This is a genomic window from Ruegeria sp. H7, from assembly GCF_056532945.1.
Map to the genome: position 1 here is coordinate 231,825 of NZ_JBQFNZ010000001.1, position 15,932 is coordinate 247,756.

Sequence of the window (15,932 nt, forward strand, 5' to 3'; positions counted from 1 at the left end):
AGGCACCACTCACCATTCACAGCCGGAGTTCACCGCCCGCATGACGGCCTTTCCCAATAGTGGCTTTTTGTCCGAAGCCTCAGACGAGCTACGAGATATGCTCTCGGCGCTTGCTTCCGAAATATCCCTGGACCAGGACGAAACCTTGTTTGAACAAGGGGATGAAGGCGATGCGCTTTATGCGATCATCGAAGGGACGCTTGAGGTGTCGTTTCTCGCCATGAGCGGCCGCAAACTGTCGCTGACCCTGATGCGCCCGGGTGAAGTCTTTGGTGAGATCGCCCTGTTCGACAGCGGCCCGCGCACCGCAACGGTTGCCGCGGCCGAGCCCACACGTGTCCTGCGCGTTAGGCGGCGCGATGTCATGAACCAACTCCGCCAACACCCCGATCTGGCCGTTGATATGGTGCGTCTGGCCGGTCTGCGCATGCGCTGGATGGGATCGCAATTGAACGAGCAGGTCTTTCTGCCGATGCCGATCCGACTGGCCCGCAAGCTGCTGCACCTGTCCAACCTGCAGGACAACCCCAACGAACGCATCACCTTGTCGCAAAGCGAACTGGCCGAGTTTGTCGGTGCAACGCGCGAAGCCGTGTCCAAGACCATCTCGACCTGGAAACGCGACAACGTGGTCGAGGCCTCCCGTGGCGGTCTGCAAATTCAGGATTTCGAAGCCCTGCGCGAGCTGGCCGAATCGGATTTGATCTGACGACAGATGCGCCCGTGTGAACTGGTTCACAGAACAGAACCCAGGTTCAAGCTAGCGTGATCTTGTTACCGTAGGAGGTCAGAGAATCATCCCCGATATCTGTCCACTGACCTCTCCCTGTACCTGAGCCATATGCTGTCCCAGCATATGGCTCATTTACCTTCAAGGCGGTGGCACGGCGGGTTTACGTGTCAGTACCGGCGGTTCACGCGCTTGCCGCGCAGCACCTTTCGGTTCTTTTGCTTTTCCCGAAGGAACACAAACAGGCCGGATCCCAGAATCAAAACGATCCCCCATACGACCGGCAGATCGGGCCATTCACCCCAGATCGCCCAGCCCCAAAAGATCGCCAAAGGCAGCCCCACATATTCGAACGGCGCTACAGTGGCCGCGTCGGCCATGCGATACGCCTGCCCCAAACAATAGCCGATGATGGCAGAATTCAGACCGAGGCCCGCAAAAAGCCAGACGTCTCGCCCCTCGGGCCAGACCCAGGCCCGCAGAAGAAACACAAGGCTTTCGTTCTCCAGCCCCTCTGCAAAACGCCCATCCCCGGCCACGGCCCAGAACAGGATGCTGATGGCGATGAACGCGGACTGGACATAGACCGCCATTGCAGACGCCTTGGATTTCGCGCCCAGAAACCGCGTCATCACGTTGTTCAGCGCATAGGTGAACGCCGCCGCCACGGGCAGTGCGTAAACCCACAGGCTGACTGAGCGCTCGGCCCCGCTTTCCCACGGGCGCGTCATGATGATCACACCGGCAAACCCCACCAAAACCGCGCCGATGCGCAACGGCCCGACCTTTTCGCCCAGCAGCGGAATGCTCAGCAACGTGATCATCAATGGCGCCACGAAGAAAACAGCCGTGGCCTCGGCCAATGGCATGACGGCCAGGGCGCTGAAAAAAGTGAGGTTCGCGATCACGATGAATATGGCCCGCAGCAGGTGCAGACCGGGTTGATCCGTTTTCAGAATGCGCCAGCCGCCTTCCAACTGAACCAGAGCCAGACTGAAGCCGATCCCGATAAAGGACCGGGCGAAAACCATCTGATGCAGAGGGTAACCGCCCGACAGGAACTTGATCATCATATCGTTGAACGAAATCGCCAGCATGCCGAACAGGATGAAGGCGATGCCGACGGTAGGGTTTTGTAATTTCTGATGTTCTGCCACGGGATACCCTTTCATCCGGCCAGTAACACGGGCCTTGGGTCAGGTCACTTCCGTTTGCGACATAATGGATGGTCGCAATTCCCCGCCGTTCCAAAAGAAAAAGAGGCCCCGGATCGGAGCCCCTTTTCATGTCCTTACGACGCGTTCCTGCGCCCGGTCCGTTATTCCTCCAGACTCAGCGCCACAAAGCGTGGGTCACCGCCGCGACGGACCAGCAGCAGCAAGGATTTGCGCCCTGCCGTCCGGGCTTCTTCCATGCGCGCTTCAAGGTCCTCGACCGTCACAACCTTCTGCTGACCGGCTTCTGTGATCAGATCACCAGCGCGCAGGCCCTTGGCATAGGCCTCGGATGCTTCGTCCACATCCGACACCACCAGCCCTTCGGCATCCGCGTCCAGCCCCAGATCCTCGCGCAGCGTGTCGCTGAGCGGCGAGATTGTGAGGCCCAGAATGTCGGTGTTTTCGTCGGCTGGCGCGTCCGGGGTGTCCTCTTCCCCGTTCTCGGCCCGCTCGGCATCTTCACGGCGACCCAGAGTGACCAGAATGGTCTGCGTGGCACCATCGCGGCTGACCACAACGCGGACAGATTTGCCCACGGTGGTTTCGCCGACCTGACGCACCAGACCACGGGTATCCTCGACCTCGACCCCGTCAAAGCTGAGGATCACGTCGCCCGCTTTCAGCCCCGCATCCTTGGCCGGACCATCCGGCACGTCGCTGATCAACGCGCCACCGGGTTTTTCCAGACCCATCGCCTCGGCCATATCCTCGGTCACGTCCTGAATGCGTACACCCAGCCAGCCACGGCGAGTTTCTCCGAACTCGCGCAGCTGGTCGACCACTTTCACAACCACGTTCGAGGCCATCGAGAAGCCGATCCCGATCGAGCCGCCATTGGGCGACAGGATCGCGGTGTTCACGCCGATCACCTCGCCATTCATGTTGAACAAAGGACCGCCCGAGTTGCCCCGGTTGATCGCCGCGTCGGTCTGGATGTAGTCGTCATATGACCCGCTCAGCGCCCGGTTCCGGGCCGAGACGATCCCGGCAGAAACCGAGAATCCCTGCCCCAGCGGGTTGCCCATCGCGATCACCCAATCGCCGACGCGCGCAATGTCGCTGTCACCGAACTGCACATATTGCAGCGGCCCCGTGGCCTCGACCTTGAGCAGCGCGATATCGGTTTTCTCATCCGTTCCGATCACCTTGGCGGGCAGTTCTTTCTTGGGCTGACCGTCGCCCGGGAAGAACTCGACCAGAATCTCGTCCGCTTCGGCAATGACGTGATTGTTGGTCACGATGTAACCGTCCTCGGAGATCACAAACCCCGACCCCAGCGCATTGCTGCGACGGGGGCGATTGTCATCGTCGTCGTCCCCGTTTCGGTCCTGAAACTCGCGAAAGAAATCCTCGAACGGGGATCCTTCGGGCACGATACCCTGCGGTCCGGTCTGGCCTTCGATCAGCGTGGATGTGGTGATGTTCACTACCGCCGGGCTGATCTGCTCCGCCAGCGGCGCAAGGCTTTCCCCGCGCGCATAGGCCGCCACGGTTTGCGCCGCGATCAGGATCATCCCCGCAAATGCCAGCCACATCAGCCGCATGAAACCAACACCATCGTCCCGCCGGACGGAAATACTGCGTGCTTGTGCCTGCACTTGGGAACTCCTTGTCGTCAAATCCTTGTTGTCCGCCCGCAGGCAGACCTTTCTTGGCAACCAATGTAGTCGGTTTGTTCCCACTCGCAACTCAGGATCGCGGGGAAATCACCACCAAGTGAAACAGATGGGTTAAAACCCGACCTGATACGCGCCCCAAAGCAGGACCAGACCGCTGACAACACACAAAAGCCCTGCAAGTCGTCGCGCCTGTTCCGGCAATGATCGCAACGCCTCGAGCATACGTTCAATAAGCGAAGGGGCCAGCGCATAGGCCAGCCCCTCGACAATCAGAACCAGCCCGAAGGCCAGAAGGATCATACCCATTACTGGGTCGCCTGCCCGGTGGGCGATTTAAGGTAGTTGAAGAACTCGGAATCCGGGCTCAGCACCATCGAGCTGTTGCTACCGCCCAGCGCGCGTTCATAGGCCGACAGCGAGCGATAGAATTCGAAGAACTCCGGGTCTTTGCCAAAGGCTTCGGCGAAGATCGCGTTGCGTTCGGCGTCGGCTTCACCGCGAATGATCTCTGCCTCACGGTTGGCGTCGGACACCAGTTCCACCACGGTCCGGTCGGCCTGCGCGCGAACCCGCTGCGCGGCTTCGTTACCGCGTGCACGTTCGTCGGTTGCTTCACGCTCGCGTTCTGCCTTCATCCGGTCGAAGGTGGCTTCGAGGTTGGCCTGCGGCAGGTCGGTCGCTTTCAGGCGCACGTCGATCACGTTGACGCCCAGCGCCCGCGCTTCGGCAATCGCGCTGTTGCGGATGCGCAGCATCAGGGCCGCTCGGTCGGAACTCAGGATATCCCGCGAGGATACCGAACCCAGAACTTCCCGCGTTTCGGCGCGCAGGATGCGGTCCAGGCGATCTTCGGCGACCGGTACACCGCCAACACCAACGGCCTGACGGAACTGTTCAAGATCGGAGATCCGGTAACGCGCGAATGCGTCAACCACCAGACGACGATCATCCAGCGGGGTGACTTCCAATGGCTGCACGTCAATCGACAGAATCCGATCGTCGTACCGAACGACTTCCTGAATCAGCGGGATTTTGAACGCCAGACCGGGCTCTTCCTTCACGGCGACAACGCGACCGAATTGCAGAACCAGCGCACGTTCACGCTCGTCCACGATGAAGATCGAGGACAACCCGGCAACGGCCAGAATTGCAACGATGATCAGGATAATGGGTGACTTACGCATCAGTTGCTCTCCGCGGCTGGGGTGCGACGCAGTTCGTTCAGCGGCAGATATGGCACAACGCCCTGCCCCTGACCGGTCGAGTTCTCGTCGAGGATGATCTTGTCGACATCACCCAGAACCTGCTCCATCCGTTCCAGATACAGGCGTTTGCGGGTCACATCAGGCGCTTTGGTGTATTCTTCGAGAACCGCGCTGAAACGGCTTGCCTCACCTTGCGCGCTGTTGATCTGCTGGGCGCGATAGGCTTCGGCTTCTTCCAGAACCTGCGCGGCTTCACCACGGGCTTCCGCCAGAACACGGTTGGCATAGGCGTCGGCGACGTTCTGCAGCCGGTCACGTTCCTGCGCAGCGGCCTGTACGTCGCGGAAAGCGGCGATCACGTCCTGCGGCGGGTCGGCCTTGTCAAAGTTCACACGGATGATGTTCACACCCGAATCATAGCTGTCCATGGTCGATTGGATCAGTTCCTGAAGACGCTCGGCAATGACGCCACGATCCCGGTTCAGAATCGGAGCCAGCTCGCTTTGCGCAATGATCTCACGCATCGCCGACTCCGACACGGCGCGAATTGTCTGGCGCGGGTCGCGCAGGTTGAACAGGAACTTGGCCGGGTCGTTGATGTTCCAGACGACCTGATAATCTATGTCGACCACGTTTTCGTCGCCGGTCAGCATCAGACCGTCGTCGCTGCCGCGTGTACCGCCCATATCTTCGGTTTGTTCACGGGTCACCGGGATAACCTCGGCGGTCACCACGGGCCAAGGCGCAAAGTTCAGACCGGGATTACCGACGGCTGAGAACTCGCCCAGAAACAGCTCAACAGACTGTTCTTCCGGCTTAACCGTGTAGAAACTTGCAGCCGCCCAAAGGCCAATCGCCACCAAGCCACCGATTATTACAGTGCCTTTGGTAAAGATCGGGCCACCGCCGCCGCCTGAACCATTGCCACCACGGCCACCGCCGCCGCGACCGCCCATCAGGACGCGCAGCTGCTCCTGGCCTTTTTTCATCAGCTCATCGATCTCGGGGATCTGCGGGCCGTCGCCTTCGGGGGGCTTGCGCCCGTCCCCGTTATTTCCCCGATTTCCTCCGCCGCCCGAGGAGCCTCCGCCCCCCCAGGGGCCACCGCTGTTGCCCGCCATATGTATCAATTCCTTCGTTTAGGCCCGTGTGATCACGGGGTCTCTTGTAACTTGTGTGCGCGCGCTTGCAAATCAAGCAGTGCGCACAGGTTGCCGCATTGTCACCAGTTCTTCGGCCATCACGGGATGAACCGCGACTGTACGGTCGAAATCTTCCTTGGTTGCGCCCATCTTTACGGCAATGCCTGCCAGCTGGATCATCTCACCCGCGCCCGGCGCAACGATATGACATCCCAGCACCTTTCGCGTCGCCTGACTGACGAGCAGCTTCATCAGAACCCGCTGCGTTCCTCCGGCAAACGCCTTTTGCATCGGTTTGAACGAGGTCGCATAGACCTCAATCGGCTCCTGCGCTGCCGCATCTTCTTCGCTGAGGCCCACGGTGCCGAATTCCGGCTGGGTGAAGATCGCGGTCGGGATCAACTCGTGATCCACAGGCGTTGGGTTGCCTTTGAACACGGTTTCGACAAAGGCCATGCCTTCGCGGATCGCAACCGGGGTCAGGTTCACACGGTCGGTGACGTCGCCAATGGCGTAGATCGAAGGTACACCAGTCTGGCTGTATTCATCCACGATGATCTCGCCCTTGCGGCCACGCTCGACCCCGACCTCTTCAAGACCCAGATTGTCGGCATTGGGCGCACGGCCCGTGGCATACATGACCACGTCAAACTGATCCTCGGTGCCATCCGTGGCCTTGACGCGGATCTTGTCGCCTTCTTGGGTCATCTCAAGCACGTTGGTGCCCAGACGCACATCAATGCCGTTCTGGCGCATCTCTTCACAGATCAGGCCGCGCGCCTCTTCATCGAAGCCGCGCAGAATCTGCGCCCCGCGATAGAACTGAGTGGTCTTTACACCCATCCCGTTCATGATCCCCGCAAACTCGCTGGCGATATAGCCGCCCCCGACGATCAGGATACTTTCGGGCAGCTTCTCCAGGTGGAAAATCTCGTTCGAGGTGATGGCCAGATCCGAGCCCGGAAAGTCCGGTACAACCGGGCGACCGCCAGTGGCAATCAGGATGTGCTTGGCGGTCTTGCGAGTGCCATCAGCCAGTTCGACCGTATGAGGATCAACAACTTTGGCGCGCTGATCAAAGCTTTCAACGCCGTTGTTCTTCAGGATATTGCGGTAGATGCCTTCCAAACGATCCAGTTCGGTCACCAGCTTGTCGTGGAACGTGTTCCAGTTCAGCGCGCCGGGCTGAATGTCCCAGCCATAGGCTTGCGCATCGCCGACCATGCCCGAAAACTCGCTGGCAAACACCATCAGTTTCTTCGGCACACAGCCCCGGATCACACAGGTGCCGCCATAGCGATCCTCTTCCGCCAGTGCCACTTTGGCCCCGTTTTCGCCAGCGGCGACGCGCGCCGCGCGAACCCCGCCCGAGCCGCCTCCGATGACGAACAGATCATAGTCAAAGCTCATGCTGGGTTCCTTCGTTCAGCTTTCAAAAAGTCTCTGGGTATCTGGGCGCAAAAACCAGACTGCCAACCCCTTGATGCACATATTTCGGTTTTTTCACGGATGCTTGCATCAAAGGTCGCGCCGGGATCAATCCGCAAGGTCCGAAAACAGGTTTTCGCGCGCACCGCCGATCAACTGGTCCATCTCAATCGTGCCTGCGTTGATATCGCGCAGCTCGACCCGGCCATCGCCGTGGCCGACCACAACCTTGTCGCAGATGTCGATGAACAGGCCATTTTCGACCACGCCCGGCACCTGGTTCAGAACCAGTGCCATCTGGCGCGCGTTGCCGATCCGTTGCAGATGTAGGTCCAGAATGTGGTTGCCCTCATCGGTGACAAAGGGTGCCTCGCCATTCATGCGCAGGGCCGAGGTCGTGCCAAGCACATCCATCGTATCCAGCGCCTCTTCGATTAGGGTACGCGTGGTTTGCCAGCCAAAGGGGATCACCTCGACCGGCAGAGGGAACGCGCCCAGCGTTTCAACTTCTTTGCCTGCATCGGCGATCACCACCATCTGATCGCTGGCGGTGGCCACGATCTTCTCCTGCAAATGCGCGCCACCGCCGCCTTTGATCAGGTTCAGATCACCGTCAAACTCATCCGCGCCGTCAATCGTAAGATCCAGCCACCCGGCCTGATCCAGCGAGACGACCTCGATCCCGACCTCACGCGCCAATTGCGCAGTACGGGTCGAGGTCGGGACACCCTTGAACCGCAACCCTTCTTGCTGCGCGCGCTCACCCAAACGTCGCACCAGCCAGGCGGCGGTCGAGCCGGTTCCCAATCCGACACGCATCCCGTCTTCGACCATCTCTGCCGCGCGTCGGGCCGCGACGTATTTTGCGGTATCGATTGGCGACAATTCTCCGGTCATTGGCAGCATTCCCTGATTGGTCTGCCAGACTTATACGGAATGCACATCGCGACTTCGAGACCCAATTCACCCGGGATCCCTTCGAAAGATGTCGCAAGACTACGCGTTTCCGATAGGAAACGTCGCAATCATGTCTTTTTGGATTCGCGGTGCGGTATAAATAGACCTCATGACGACGTCCTACCGCCTGCACTACGCCCCCGACAACGCCTCGCTGGTGATCCGGCTGGTGTTGGAAGAGATGGGCCAACCCTATGACACCGTTCTGGTCGACCGGCGGCAGAACGAGCAGGACAGCGCGGCCTATCGTGCGCTGAACCCAAACGGGCTGATCCCGGTTCTGGAAACGCCCAACGGACCAATATTTGAAACAGCGGCCATTCTGTTGTGGTTGGCTGACACACATGGGCAACTTGCCCCTGCACCGGACAGCCCGGATCGGGCGGCGTTCCTGAAATGGCTGTTCTTTGCGTCAAACACGCTGCATGCCGATCTGCGCATTCTGTTCTATGCCGAGAAATACATCGATGCCGCGCAGGCCGAGCCTTTGCGCCAAGGTATCCGTCCAAGGCTGCGCACCCATCTGAAACATCTGGATACCGAGGCCGCAAAGGCCCCTGACTGGCTGAACGCTGACAAACCATCGATCCTGACCTACTACCTCGCCTGCATGATGCGCTGGATGGCGCTGTACCCGGCAAGCGCGGATCGCAGTTGGTATCAGTTGGCGGACACGCCTTATCTGCAAGCGATCCTGATGCAGCTTGAATCCCGCCCCGCGACCCGTGCGGCCGTTGCAGCCGAAGGTCTTGGGGTCACCCCGTTCACCTCTCCGATCCACGCCAACCCTCCAGAAGGCTCAGCTATCTGACATGTTCCTTTCCGTTTTTGATATGTTCAAAGTCGGCATCGGCCCGTCCTCATCACACACAATGGGCCCGATGGTCGCTGCGGCGCGTTTCCTTGACATGATGCGCGCCTCACCGTTTGAGTTCGCCGGGCTGCGCGGGTCGCTGCATGGGTCACTGGCGTTTACAGGCGTGGGACATGCCACCGACCGGGCGACAATTCTTGGCCTGGCCGGGTTCGTGCCCGACACCTATGACAACGACAAGGCCGAGGCTGCCATGGCCGCGATTGCCGAGACGCATACGGTCACGCCCGAAGGGCTGCCGACCCTGAAATTCGACCCCAAGGCCGATCTGGTCTTTGACTATGACCACAACCTGCCCGGCCACGCTAATGGCATGATCCTGATGGCCACCGATGCGCAGGGCGATGTGATCCTGCGGCAGGTGTTCTATTCCATCGGCGGCGGCTTTGTTCTGACCGAAGAGGAACTGGCCGAAGGCAAAGCGACAGATGAAGGCGCACCCGTTCCGTTCCCCTTCAAGTCAGCGGTCGAGATGCTGGAGATGGCCGCCTCCAGCGGTAAGTCCATCGCCCAGATGAAGCGCGAGAACGAAATCGCGCGCGGATGCGCGGACAGTTTCGCCAAAGGAAGCGCGCGTCTGTGGCAAGTGATGAACGATTGCATCGAACGCGGTCTGCACACCGATGGCATTCTGCCCGGCGGTCTGAGCGTGCGTCGCCGCGCCAAGGGCATCTATGACGCGCTGATGGCTGAACGCGGCATGAACCTGACTGCGCCGCACACGATCAACGACTGGATGAGCGTTTACGCCATGGCCGTGAACGAGGAAAACGCAGCCGGAGGCCAGGTTGTCACCGCCCCCACCAACGGTGCGGCGGGCGTTCTGCCTGCGGTGCTGCGCTATTACCTGGACCACGTGCCCGGCGCATCGGAAAGCCATATCGAGGATTTCCTGCTGACCGCCGCCGCTATTGGGGGTCTGGTGAAATTCAACGCCTCGATTTCGGGGGCCGAAGCGGGATGTCAGGCCGAGGTCGGCAGCGCCTCGGCCATGGCCGCCGCCGGTTTGTGCGCGGTGATGGGCGGCACGCCCGAGCAGGTGGAAAACGCCGCCGAGATCGCCTTGGAACATCATCTGGGCATGACCTGCGATCCAGTCGCAGGTCTGGTGCAGGTGCCCTGTATCGAGCGCAACGGCCTGGGCGCGATCAAGGCCGTGTCGGCTGCGTCGCTGGCATTGCGCGGGGACGGCAAGCATTTCGTACCCTTGGATTCCGTCATAGAAACCATGCGCCAGACCGGGCATGATATGCATGAGAAGTACAAAGAGACATCACTTGGCGGCTTGGCTGTGAACATCCCCAACTGCTGAGGTCAGACAGGAGGCGGCATCATGCGTGGACATTGCCTGTGCGGCAGGATCGCGTTTGAGGTTGATCCTCCGATCCTGTCCTGCGTCTCGTGTCATTGCGACAGCTGCCGCCGCCAATGCGCCGCGCCCATGACCACCTATTTCGCGGTCCGCGACACCCAATGGCGCTGGACCAAAGAGGAACCGAAGAGTTTCAATTCCTCTCCCGGTGTCGAGCGCACATTCTGCCCGCATTGCGGAACGCCGATCTCTTTCCGCTCGGCTAAGATGTCGGATGTGCTGCACTTGTATGTTGCCACGCTGGAAACCCCCGAAGCGCTGCAACCGACCCTGCATGTGTCGCATGAAGAGAAACTGGACTGGCTGCATCTGGATGATGGTCTGCCGACCTGCACCGGCCCGGATTACACCAAAGTCCAACCCCTTCCGGACGCCTGAGAACAGAGCTTTCCCCCGCGCCGCGAAACCGCTAGCGTCGCGACCATGACCCAGGATCGTCCCGTATTCGGCATCGTTCTGATGCTCGGCTTTTGCGTGCTTGCACCGCTTGGCGACTCGATGGCCAAGCTATTGGGGGAAACAACGCCTCTGGGTCTGCTGGTGCTTGTGCGCTTTGCGATACAGGCGGCGATTCTGATCCCGCTGATTGCCGTCACGGGACGGCCATGGCGCATGCGGGGGCGCGTTCTGCGGCTGACCCTGATCCGCACGGTTCTGCACATCATTGGCATCACCGCCATGTTCAGTGCGTTGCAGTTTCTGCCACTGGCGGATGCAATTGCCATCGCCTTTGTCATGCCCTTCATCATGCTGCTGCTTGGGAGATACGTCTTGCAGGAAGAGGTCGGCCCGCGCCGCCTGATCGCCTGTATCGTCGGTTTCATCGGGACCTTGCTGGTGATCCAGCCCAGCTTTGTCGAGGTCGGATTGCCCGCCCTGCTGCCCCTGATCGTGGCCGTCGTCTTTGCCCTGTTCATGCTGGTGACCCGGCAGATCGCCAAGGAAACCGATCCGGTCTCCCTGCAGGCCGTGTCCGGGGTGTTTGCCACGATCCTGCTGCTGCCCGTGGTCCTTTGGGGTACGAATGCGGGGATTTGGGAATTGTCCTTGATCATCCCCGCTGGCAACACCCACTGGCTGTTGCTGGCCATCGGCGTGCTGGGAACGGTCGCGCATCTGCTGATGACCTGGTCGCTGCGCTATGCGCCGTCGGCCACGCTGGCCCCGATGCAATATCTGGAAATCCCGGTTGCAACCCTGATCGGCTGGCTGATCTTTCACGACCTGCCCGACGGGATCGCGGCGATTGGCATTCTGATCACAATCGGTGCCGGGCTATATGTCATTCTGCGTGAGAGGGCCACCGCCCGGTCTGGTCCGACAGAAACGCCTGCATAACCTGATCCAGCGCCGCGCGCGGCACCATCAGCAACATGCCCGGCCCGTCCATATGCAGTTCGACATCCGACACCGCGCGGTTCGAAGTTCCGACCCGACCATCCGGTTCGAACACCAACCCTTCGATCGGCCATTCCAACCCCTGGCTGCGCCCCGTGACGCGCCGCATCGGAAACAAGGACACGATATCGCCGGGTGTCAGGTGCAGGGTGATCCAGCGCGGTGCGTGGAACACCACCTCATGTTCACCCAGCAGGATGCAGGGACGATCCAAGCGCGCGACCAGAGTGTTCAGAACCGCCAATTGATGATCCAGCCGCCCGCCCAGAAACCCGGCGCCCAGCACCAGTGGGGCCTCTATGTGCCTCAGCGCCTTGTCGAAATCCGTACTGTTCTGCTCCGAGATTTGAAACAACCGATCCGCTGGCAGCTGCGCCATCACAGGCTCACTCATCGAATCGAAATCGCCGATCACGACCTCGGGAATTATGTCCGAATCGACCAAAATGGCCGCTCCGCCATCCGCCGCGACGACCGATCTGACGCGATTTAGCACCAAATTCAGGTCCTCAAACCCGACAAATCCCCCTCCAAACAGGCCAATTGGACCGTTTGAACGCACAATCGGCTCATTTTTTCTAAGATTGATCATTTTTCCCGGATTTGGACACATTGAGACCACAAAATGATAGGTTCATGCAGAAAGTTCTGAGCCGATGTGTGTGCCCGATTCCGGGTAGGTTGGCTCTCGTAGTTTGTAGAGGACGTGCGTCTGATGGTACAGAATAACAAGGTATTGACCGTTTCTTATGGGACTTTCTCCTGCACTTTGGAAGGGTTTGACGACTCGTTCGAAACGATGAAGTCCATTGCCGAGTATTTTCGCGACCTCGCAGCAGATGACCGGTATTTCGGTTCGGAACCCCCCCAGCCCGACGCCGAGATGCTGACCCGTATTGCGCAGCGCGACGCCTCGCAGCACGTGGAAGCCCGGCAAAGCGAAAGCGGCCTGTTGCTGCGCGCCACCGAAGCCTCCCCCGCACCGTTGGCCGCGCCTGCCCCTGCCCCCGTACCATCTGAGGTGAACGTGGCCCGAACTCCGGCCCCGATGCCGGTGCACCAGCCCGCGCCGCAGACGTCGTTTGAACAAGCTGATGCCGTACCTGCCCCTGCTGCCGACAGCATCGCCGCAAAACTCCAGCGCATCCGCGCCGTGGTCTCGCATTCGGACGCCACCCCTGTCGCCTATTCCGAAGATGATGACTCGGCCCTGCTCAGCGCCGCCCCGGCTCCGGTTGACGCCGTAACCGCCGCGTTCGAGGCCGGTGCGCTGAGCGCCGAAGACCTCGAGCCGCAGAAGCCAACGTTCGAACCGCAGCCCGTGGCCATGAAAGAACCGGCGCCTGCTCCGGCCGCGTTCTTCGAAGATGAGGCGGAAGACGATCAGCCCGCCGATGTCTTGTTCTCGGATTTCGAAGATATCGCTGAAGACGATGCGGGTGATGATGGCATTCTGAACATCCTGAGCGATCACGAAGCGAAGGCGGAAGCCGAAGAAGAACCTCAGGAAGACGTTGCGCCCGGTGTTCTGACGCTGGACGACGAGGTCAACCTGCTGAACAAAATCTCGAGCGTCGAGGCAGATATGTCCGACCGCGTGGACCAGAAACAGCCGGATGAGCGCGCATCGGATCAGGACGTTCTACGCCTGATGGCCAAAGCTGATGAACAGATGGGCGACCCGGCCACCAGCGACGCGCGTGAGACATATTCGCACCTGCGCACTGCTGTAGCGGCCACCGAAGCCGAAGGTGAAATCGACAAGGCATCACCTGACCAGCAATACCGTGGCGATCTTGCCTCGGTTGTCAGCCCGCGCCGCCCGGAAATTCAGGTCACCAGCATGCGTCCGGAATCCGATGACGCCGCGCCGCTGAAACTGGTTGCAGAACAGCGTGTAGACGACGAAGCCGTCGAAGCCGGCCCGGTCATGCCCCGCCGCGTAACCACGCAGCAGGACGACAGCGCAGCGGATGAAGGCGGCTTTGCGCAATTCGCGCAGGATCAGGGCGCGCAGTCCCTGCCCGATCTTCTGGAAGCGGCGGCGGCCTATCTGTCCTTCATCGAAGGTCAGGAACAGTTCTCGCGCCCGCAGCTGATGAACAAGGTCCGCTCGTTGAAGCAGAACGAATTCAACCGCGAAGAAAGCCTGCGCTCCTTTGGTCAATTGCTGCGCGACGGCAAGATCCAGAAAGCAGGCGGTGGCCGGTTCGCAGCCTCGAACCTGATCGGTTTCCGCCCGGATGATGAACGCGCGGCGGGCTGATCACTCAATCAGAAAGACGAAGGGCCGAGAGATACCTCTCGGCCCTTTTCTTTTGCCAGCAGTTTAGGCGGCGATGTCTCAGTATCGAGTCAAGACTCGTCCGGATCCTCTTTGCCAACTCCCCGGAAGACGAACTTGAAGGGCAAGGCCCAGACAATGCCAAGGGCAATGTAAACCAACAGCTCAACCAGGATCGACGGGCGATCCAGCCAGTTCACAACGGTCACCACCGCAACAATGTAAAGCGGCAGGCCGACCAGCAAAATCACCAGCGACCAGCGGCGGCGGGCCTTGTAACTCAGGCCCGGCTTTTTGTCCTTGCCCATCAATCTGCGAACGGGTCGGTCACCAGAATGGTGTCGTCCCGCTCCGGGCTGGTGGACAAAAGCGCCACGGGGCATTCGATCAGTTCTTCGACGCGGCGCACGTATTTGATCGCGTTGGCCGGCAGGTCGGCCCAGCTGCGCGCGCCTTCGGTGGATTCGCTCCAACCCGGCATCTCTTCGTAGATCGGGGTGCAGCGCGCCTGTTGGTCGGCAGCCGTCGGCAGATAGTCCAGACGCTCTCCGTCCAAATCATAACCGGTGCAGATTTTCAGCGTCTCGAACCCGTCCAGAACATCCAGCTTGGTCAGCGATATGCCGTTCACGCCGCTGGTCGCGCAGGTCTGGCGTACAAGGCAGGCATCGAACCAGCCACACCGGCGTTTGCGGCCTGTTACCGTGCCAAATTCGTGGCCACGGGTCCCTAGGCGCATCCCGTCATCATCGTCCAACTCGGTCGGGAAAGGCCCCTCTCCCACACGAGTGGTATAGGCTTTGACGATGCCCAGCACAAAATCAACAGACCCCGGGCCGATACCCACACCCGTCGCCGCCTGACCGGCAATCACGTTGGAAGAGGTCACAAACGGGTAGGTTCCGAAATCAATATCCAGCAACGCGCCCTGCGCGCCTTCGAACAGGATCCGCTTGCCCGCCTTGCGCTTTTCGTTCAGCACCTTCCAGACCGGGGCGGCGAACGGCAGGATTTGCTGAGCGATCTCCTTCAACTGCGCTACCAGCGCGTCGCGATCGACCGGATCAATGCCCAGGCCCTTGCGCAACGGATCATGGTGCTGCAACGCGCGGTCTACACGCGCCTCAAGCGTCGCGTCATCGGCCAGATCGGCAACACGGACAGAGCGTCGCCCGACCTTGTCCTCATAGGCCGGACCAATTCCGCGACCGGTGGTGCCAATCTTCGTGCCCTTGCTGGCCGCCTCTTCCCGCGCACGATCCAGCTCGCCATGGATCGGCAGGATAAGCGGCGTATTCTCAGCAATCATCAGAGTCTCGGGCGTGATCTCGACGCCCTGCTTACGGATTGACGCGATCTCAGTGACCAGATGCCACGGGTCCAGAACGACGCCGTTCCCGATCACGCTCAGCTTTCCGCCACGCACCACGCCCGAGGGCAACGCGTTCAGCTTGTAAACCTCGCCATCAATAACCAGAGTATGCCCGGCGTTATGTCCGCCCTGAAAACGCGCGATGACGTCCGCCCGCTCGCTGAGCCAGTCGACGATCTTGCCTTTTCCTTCGTCACCCCACTGGGCGCCGACAACAACCACGTTGGCCATATCCGGTCCTTTTCGTGCTGAGTAATCAAACTCGGCTCGTATAACGGGGCACAGAGGACAGGGAAACCGCTATTTCGCCGCAGATGGAAATCGCGCTGGCGCG

General features: G+C 60.4%; 16 protein-coding genes. 6 read left to right on the forward strand and 10 right to left on the reverse strand.

Features of this window, described 5'->3' with window-relative positions:
- Nucleotides 1-40 precede the first annotated feature (40 nt).
- Nucleotides 41-709 (forward strand): Crp/Fnr family transcriptional regulator, encoded by a 669-nt coding sequence (locus tag ACR0AC_RS01095; protein ID WP_170451495.1) that lies wholly within the window; start codon nucleotides 41-43, stop codon nucleotides 707-709.
- A gap of 191 nt (nucleotides 710-900) precedes the next feature.
- Here the strand turns inward: ACR0AC_RS01095 and ACR0AC_RS01100 are convergent, their stop codons facing one another.
- The 7 genes from ACR0AC_RS01100 to rpiA all read right to left on the reverse strand — a co-directional run bounded on the left by ACR0AC_RS01100 (nucleotide 901) and on the right by rpiA (nucleotide 8,238).
- On the reverse strand, nucleotides 901-1,887 hold the full coding sequence (locus tag ACR0AC_RS01100) for a DMT family transporter (RefSeq protein WP_480871676.1): 987 nt from the start codon (nucleotides 1,885-1,887) through the stop codon (nucleotides 901-903).
- 161 nt (nucleotides 1,888-2,048) lie between these two features.
- On the reverse strand, nucleotides 2,049-3,545 hold the full coding sequence (locus ACR0AC_RS01105) for a Do family serine endopeptidase (protein WP_480581682.1): 1,497 nt from the start codon (nucleotides 3,543-3,545) through the stop codon (nucleotides 2,049-2,051).
- 132 nt (nucleotides 3,546-3,677) lie between these two features.
- Nucleotides 3,678-3,872, reverse strand: coding sequence for a DUF2065 domain-containing protein (locus tag ACR0AC_RS01110; RefSeq protein ID WP_170330952.1), 195 nt, complete (start codon nucleotides 3,870-3,872; stop codon nucleotides 3,678-3,680).
- Entirely contained in the window at nucleotides 3,872-4,750 is an 879-nt protein-coding gene (gene hflC, locus ACR0AC_RS01115; RefSeq protein WP_170451499.1) for a protease modulator HflC, read from the reverse strand. Before hflC ends, ACR0AC_RS01110 begins: the two co-directional genes overlap by 1 nt.
- On the reverse strand, nucleotides 4,750-5,892 hold the full coding sequence (gene hflK / locus ACR0AC_RS01120; RefSeq protein ID WP_170630295.1) for an FtsH protease activity modulator HflK: 1,143 nt from the start codon (nucleotides 5,890-5,892) through the stop codon (nucleotides 4,750-4,752). Before hflK ends, hflC begins: the two co-directional genes overlap by 1 nt.
- A 72-nt stretch (nucleotides 5,893-5,964) precedes the next feature.
- A complete protein-coding gene (gene gor / locus ACR0AC_RS01125; protein WP_480780423.1) occupies nucleotides 5,965-7,323 on the reverse strand; it encodes a glutathione-disulfide reductase in 1,359 nt (452 codons plus the stop codon).
- 126 nt (nucleotides 7,324-7,449) lie between these two features.
- Nucleotides 7,450-8,238 carry a ribose-5-phosphate isomerase RpiA gene (rpiA, locus tag ACR0AC_RS01130; protein WP_480625854.1) on the reverse strand — a complete coding sequence of 263 codons (789 nt, stop codon included), beginning with the start codon at nucleotides 8,236-8,238 and terminating at the stop codon, nucleotides 7,450-7,452.
- A 169-nt stretch (nucleotides 8,239-8,407) separates the two neighbouring features.
- Here rpiA and ACR0AC_RS01135 point away from each other — a divergent pair, with 169 nt between their 5' ends.
- The 4 genes from ACR0AC_RS01135 to ACR0AC_RS01150 are packed head-to-tail and all read left to right on the forward strand — an operon-like array spanning nucleotide 8,408 to nucleotide 11,882.
- Entirely contained in the window at nucleotides 8,408-9,109 is a 702-nt protein-coding gene (locus ACR0AC_RS01135) for a glutathione S-transferase family protein (RefSeq protein WP_480871677.1), read from the forward strand.
- Nucleotide 9,110: 1 nt separating this feature from the next.
- Nucleotides 9,111-10,484 (forward strand): L-serine ammonia-lyase, encoded by a 1,374-nt coding sequence (locus ACR0AC_RS01140; protein ID WP_170451509.1) that lies wholly within the window; start codon nucleotides 9,111-9,113, stop codon nucleotides 10,482-10,484.
- Nucleotides 10,485-10,505: 21 nt separating this feature from the next.
- Nucleotides 10,506-10,922 carry a GFA family protein gene (locus ACR0AC_RS01145; RefSeq protein ID WP_170517811.1) on the forward strand — a complete coding sequence of 139 codons (417 nt, stop codon included), beginning with the start codon at nucleotides 10,506-10,508 and terminating at the stop codon, nucleotides 10,920-10,922.
- 45 nt (nucleotides 10,923-10,967) lie between these two features.
- Nucleotides 10,968-11,882: a DMT family transporter gene (locus ACR0AC_RS01150; protein WP_480871678.1), complete on the forward strand. Its 915-nt coding sequence runs from the start codon at nucleotides 10,968-10,970 to the stop codon at nucleotides 11,880-11,882.
- On the opposite strand, the gene ACR0AC_RS01155 is transcribed toward ACR0AC_RS01150, so the two are convergent.
- A complete protein-coding gene (locus tag ACR0AC_RS01155; RefSeq protein ID WP_480871679.1) occupies nucleotides 11,827-12,438 on the reverse strand; it encodes a thiamine diphosphokinase in 612 nt (203 codons plus the stop codon). The two genes, ACR0AC_RS01150 and ACR0AC_RS01155, sit on opposite strands and share 56 nt — an antisense overlap.
- Nucleotides 12,439-12,657: 219 nt before the next feature.
- Between ACR0AC_RS01155 and ACR0AC_RS01160 the strand changes: the two genes are divergently transcribed.
- Nucleotides 12,658-14,208, forward strand: a complete 1,551-nt coding sequence (locus ACR0AC_RS01160; RefSeq protein WP_170451517.1) for a midas domain-containing protein — start codon at nucleotides 12,658-12,660, stop codon at nucleotides 14,206-14,208.
- An 89-nt stretch (nucleotides 14,209-14,297) separates the two neighbouring features.
- Here ACR0AC_RS01160 and ACR0AC_RS01165 read toward each other — a convergent pair whose 3' ends face one another.
- Complete coding sequence (locus tag ACR0AC_RS01165) at nucleotides 14,298-14,534, reverse strand: DUF2842 domain-containing protein (RefSeq protein ID WP_170451519.1); 237 nt, start codon at nucleotides 14,532-14,534, stop codon at nucleotides 14,298-14,300.
- Complete coding sequence (locus tag ACR0AC_RS01170; RefSeq protein ID WP_170451521.1) at nucleotides 14,534-15,829, reverse strand: adenylosuccinate synthase; 1,296 nt, start codon at nucleotides 15,827-15,829, stop codon at nucleotides 14,534-14,536. Before ACR0AC_RS01170 ends, ACR0AC_RS01165 begins: the two co-directional genes overlap by 1 nt.
- Nucleotides 15,830-15,932: the final 103 nt, after the last annotated feature.

Coding starts and splice junctions, on each gene's coding strand:
- ACR0AC_RS01095 (WP_170451495.1), top strand. CDS start 41: ATGACGGCCTTTCCCAATAGTGGCTTTTTGTCCGAAGCCTCAGACGAG.
- ACR0AC_RS01110 (WP_170330952.1), bottom strand. CDS start 3,872: ATGGGTATGATCCTTCTGGCCTTCGGGCTGGTTCTGATTGTCGAGGGG.
- hflC (WP_170451499.1), bottom strand. CDS start 4,750: ATGCGTAAGTCACCCATTATCCTGATCATCGTTGCAATTCTGGCCGTT.
- hflK (WP_170630295.1), bottom strand. CDS start 5,892: ATGGCGGGCAACAGCGGTGGCCCCTGGGGGGGCGGAGGCTCCTCGGGC.
- gor (WP_480780423.1), bottom strand. CDS start 7,323: ATGAGCTTTGACTATGATCTGTTCGTCATCGGAGGCGGCTCGGGCGGG.
- rpiA (WP_480625854.1), bottom strand. CDS start 8,238: ATGACCGGAGAATTGTCGCCAATCGATACCGCAAAATACGTCGCGGCC.
- ACR0AC_RS01135 (WP_480871677.1), top strand. CDS start 8,408: ATGACGACGTCCTACCGCCTGCACTACGCCCCCGACAACGCCTCGCTG.
- ACR0AC_RS01140 (WP_170451509.1), top strand. CDS start 9,111: ATGTTCCTTTCCGTTTTTGATATGTTCAAAGTCGGCATCGGCCCGTCC.
- ACR0AC_RS01145 (WP_170517811.1), top strand. CDS start 10,506: ATGCGTGGACATTGCCTGTGCGGCAGGATCGCGTTTGAGGTTGATCCT.
- ACR0AC_RS01150 (WP_480871678.1), top strand. CDS start 10,968: ATGACCCAGGATCGTCCCGTATTCGGCATCGTTCTGATGCTCGGCTTT.
- ACR0AC_RS01160 (WP_170451517.1), top strand. CDS start 12,658: ATGGTACAGAATAACAAGGTATTGACCGTTTCTTATGGGACTTTCTCC.
- ACR0AC_RS01165 (WP_170451519.1), bottom strand. CDS start 14,534: ATGGGCAAGGACAAAAAGCCGGGCCTGAGTTACAAGGCCCGCCGCCGC.
- ACR0AC_RS01170 (WP_170451521.1), bottom strand. CDS start 15,829: ATGGCCAACGTGGTTGTTGTCGGCGCCCAGTGGGGTGACGAAGGAAAA.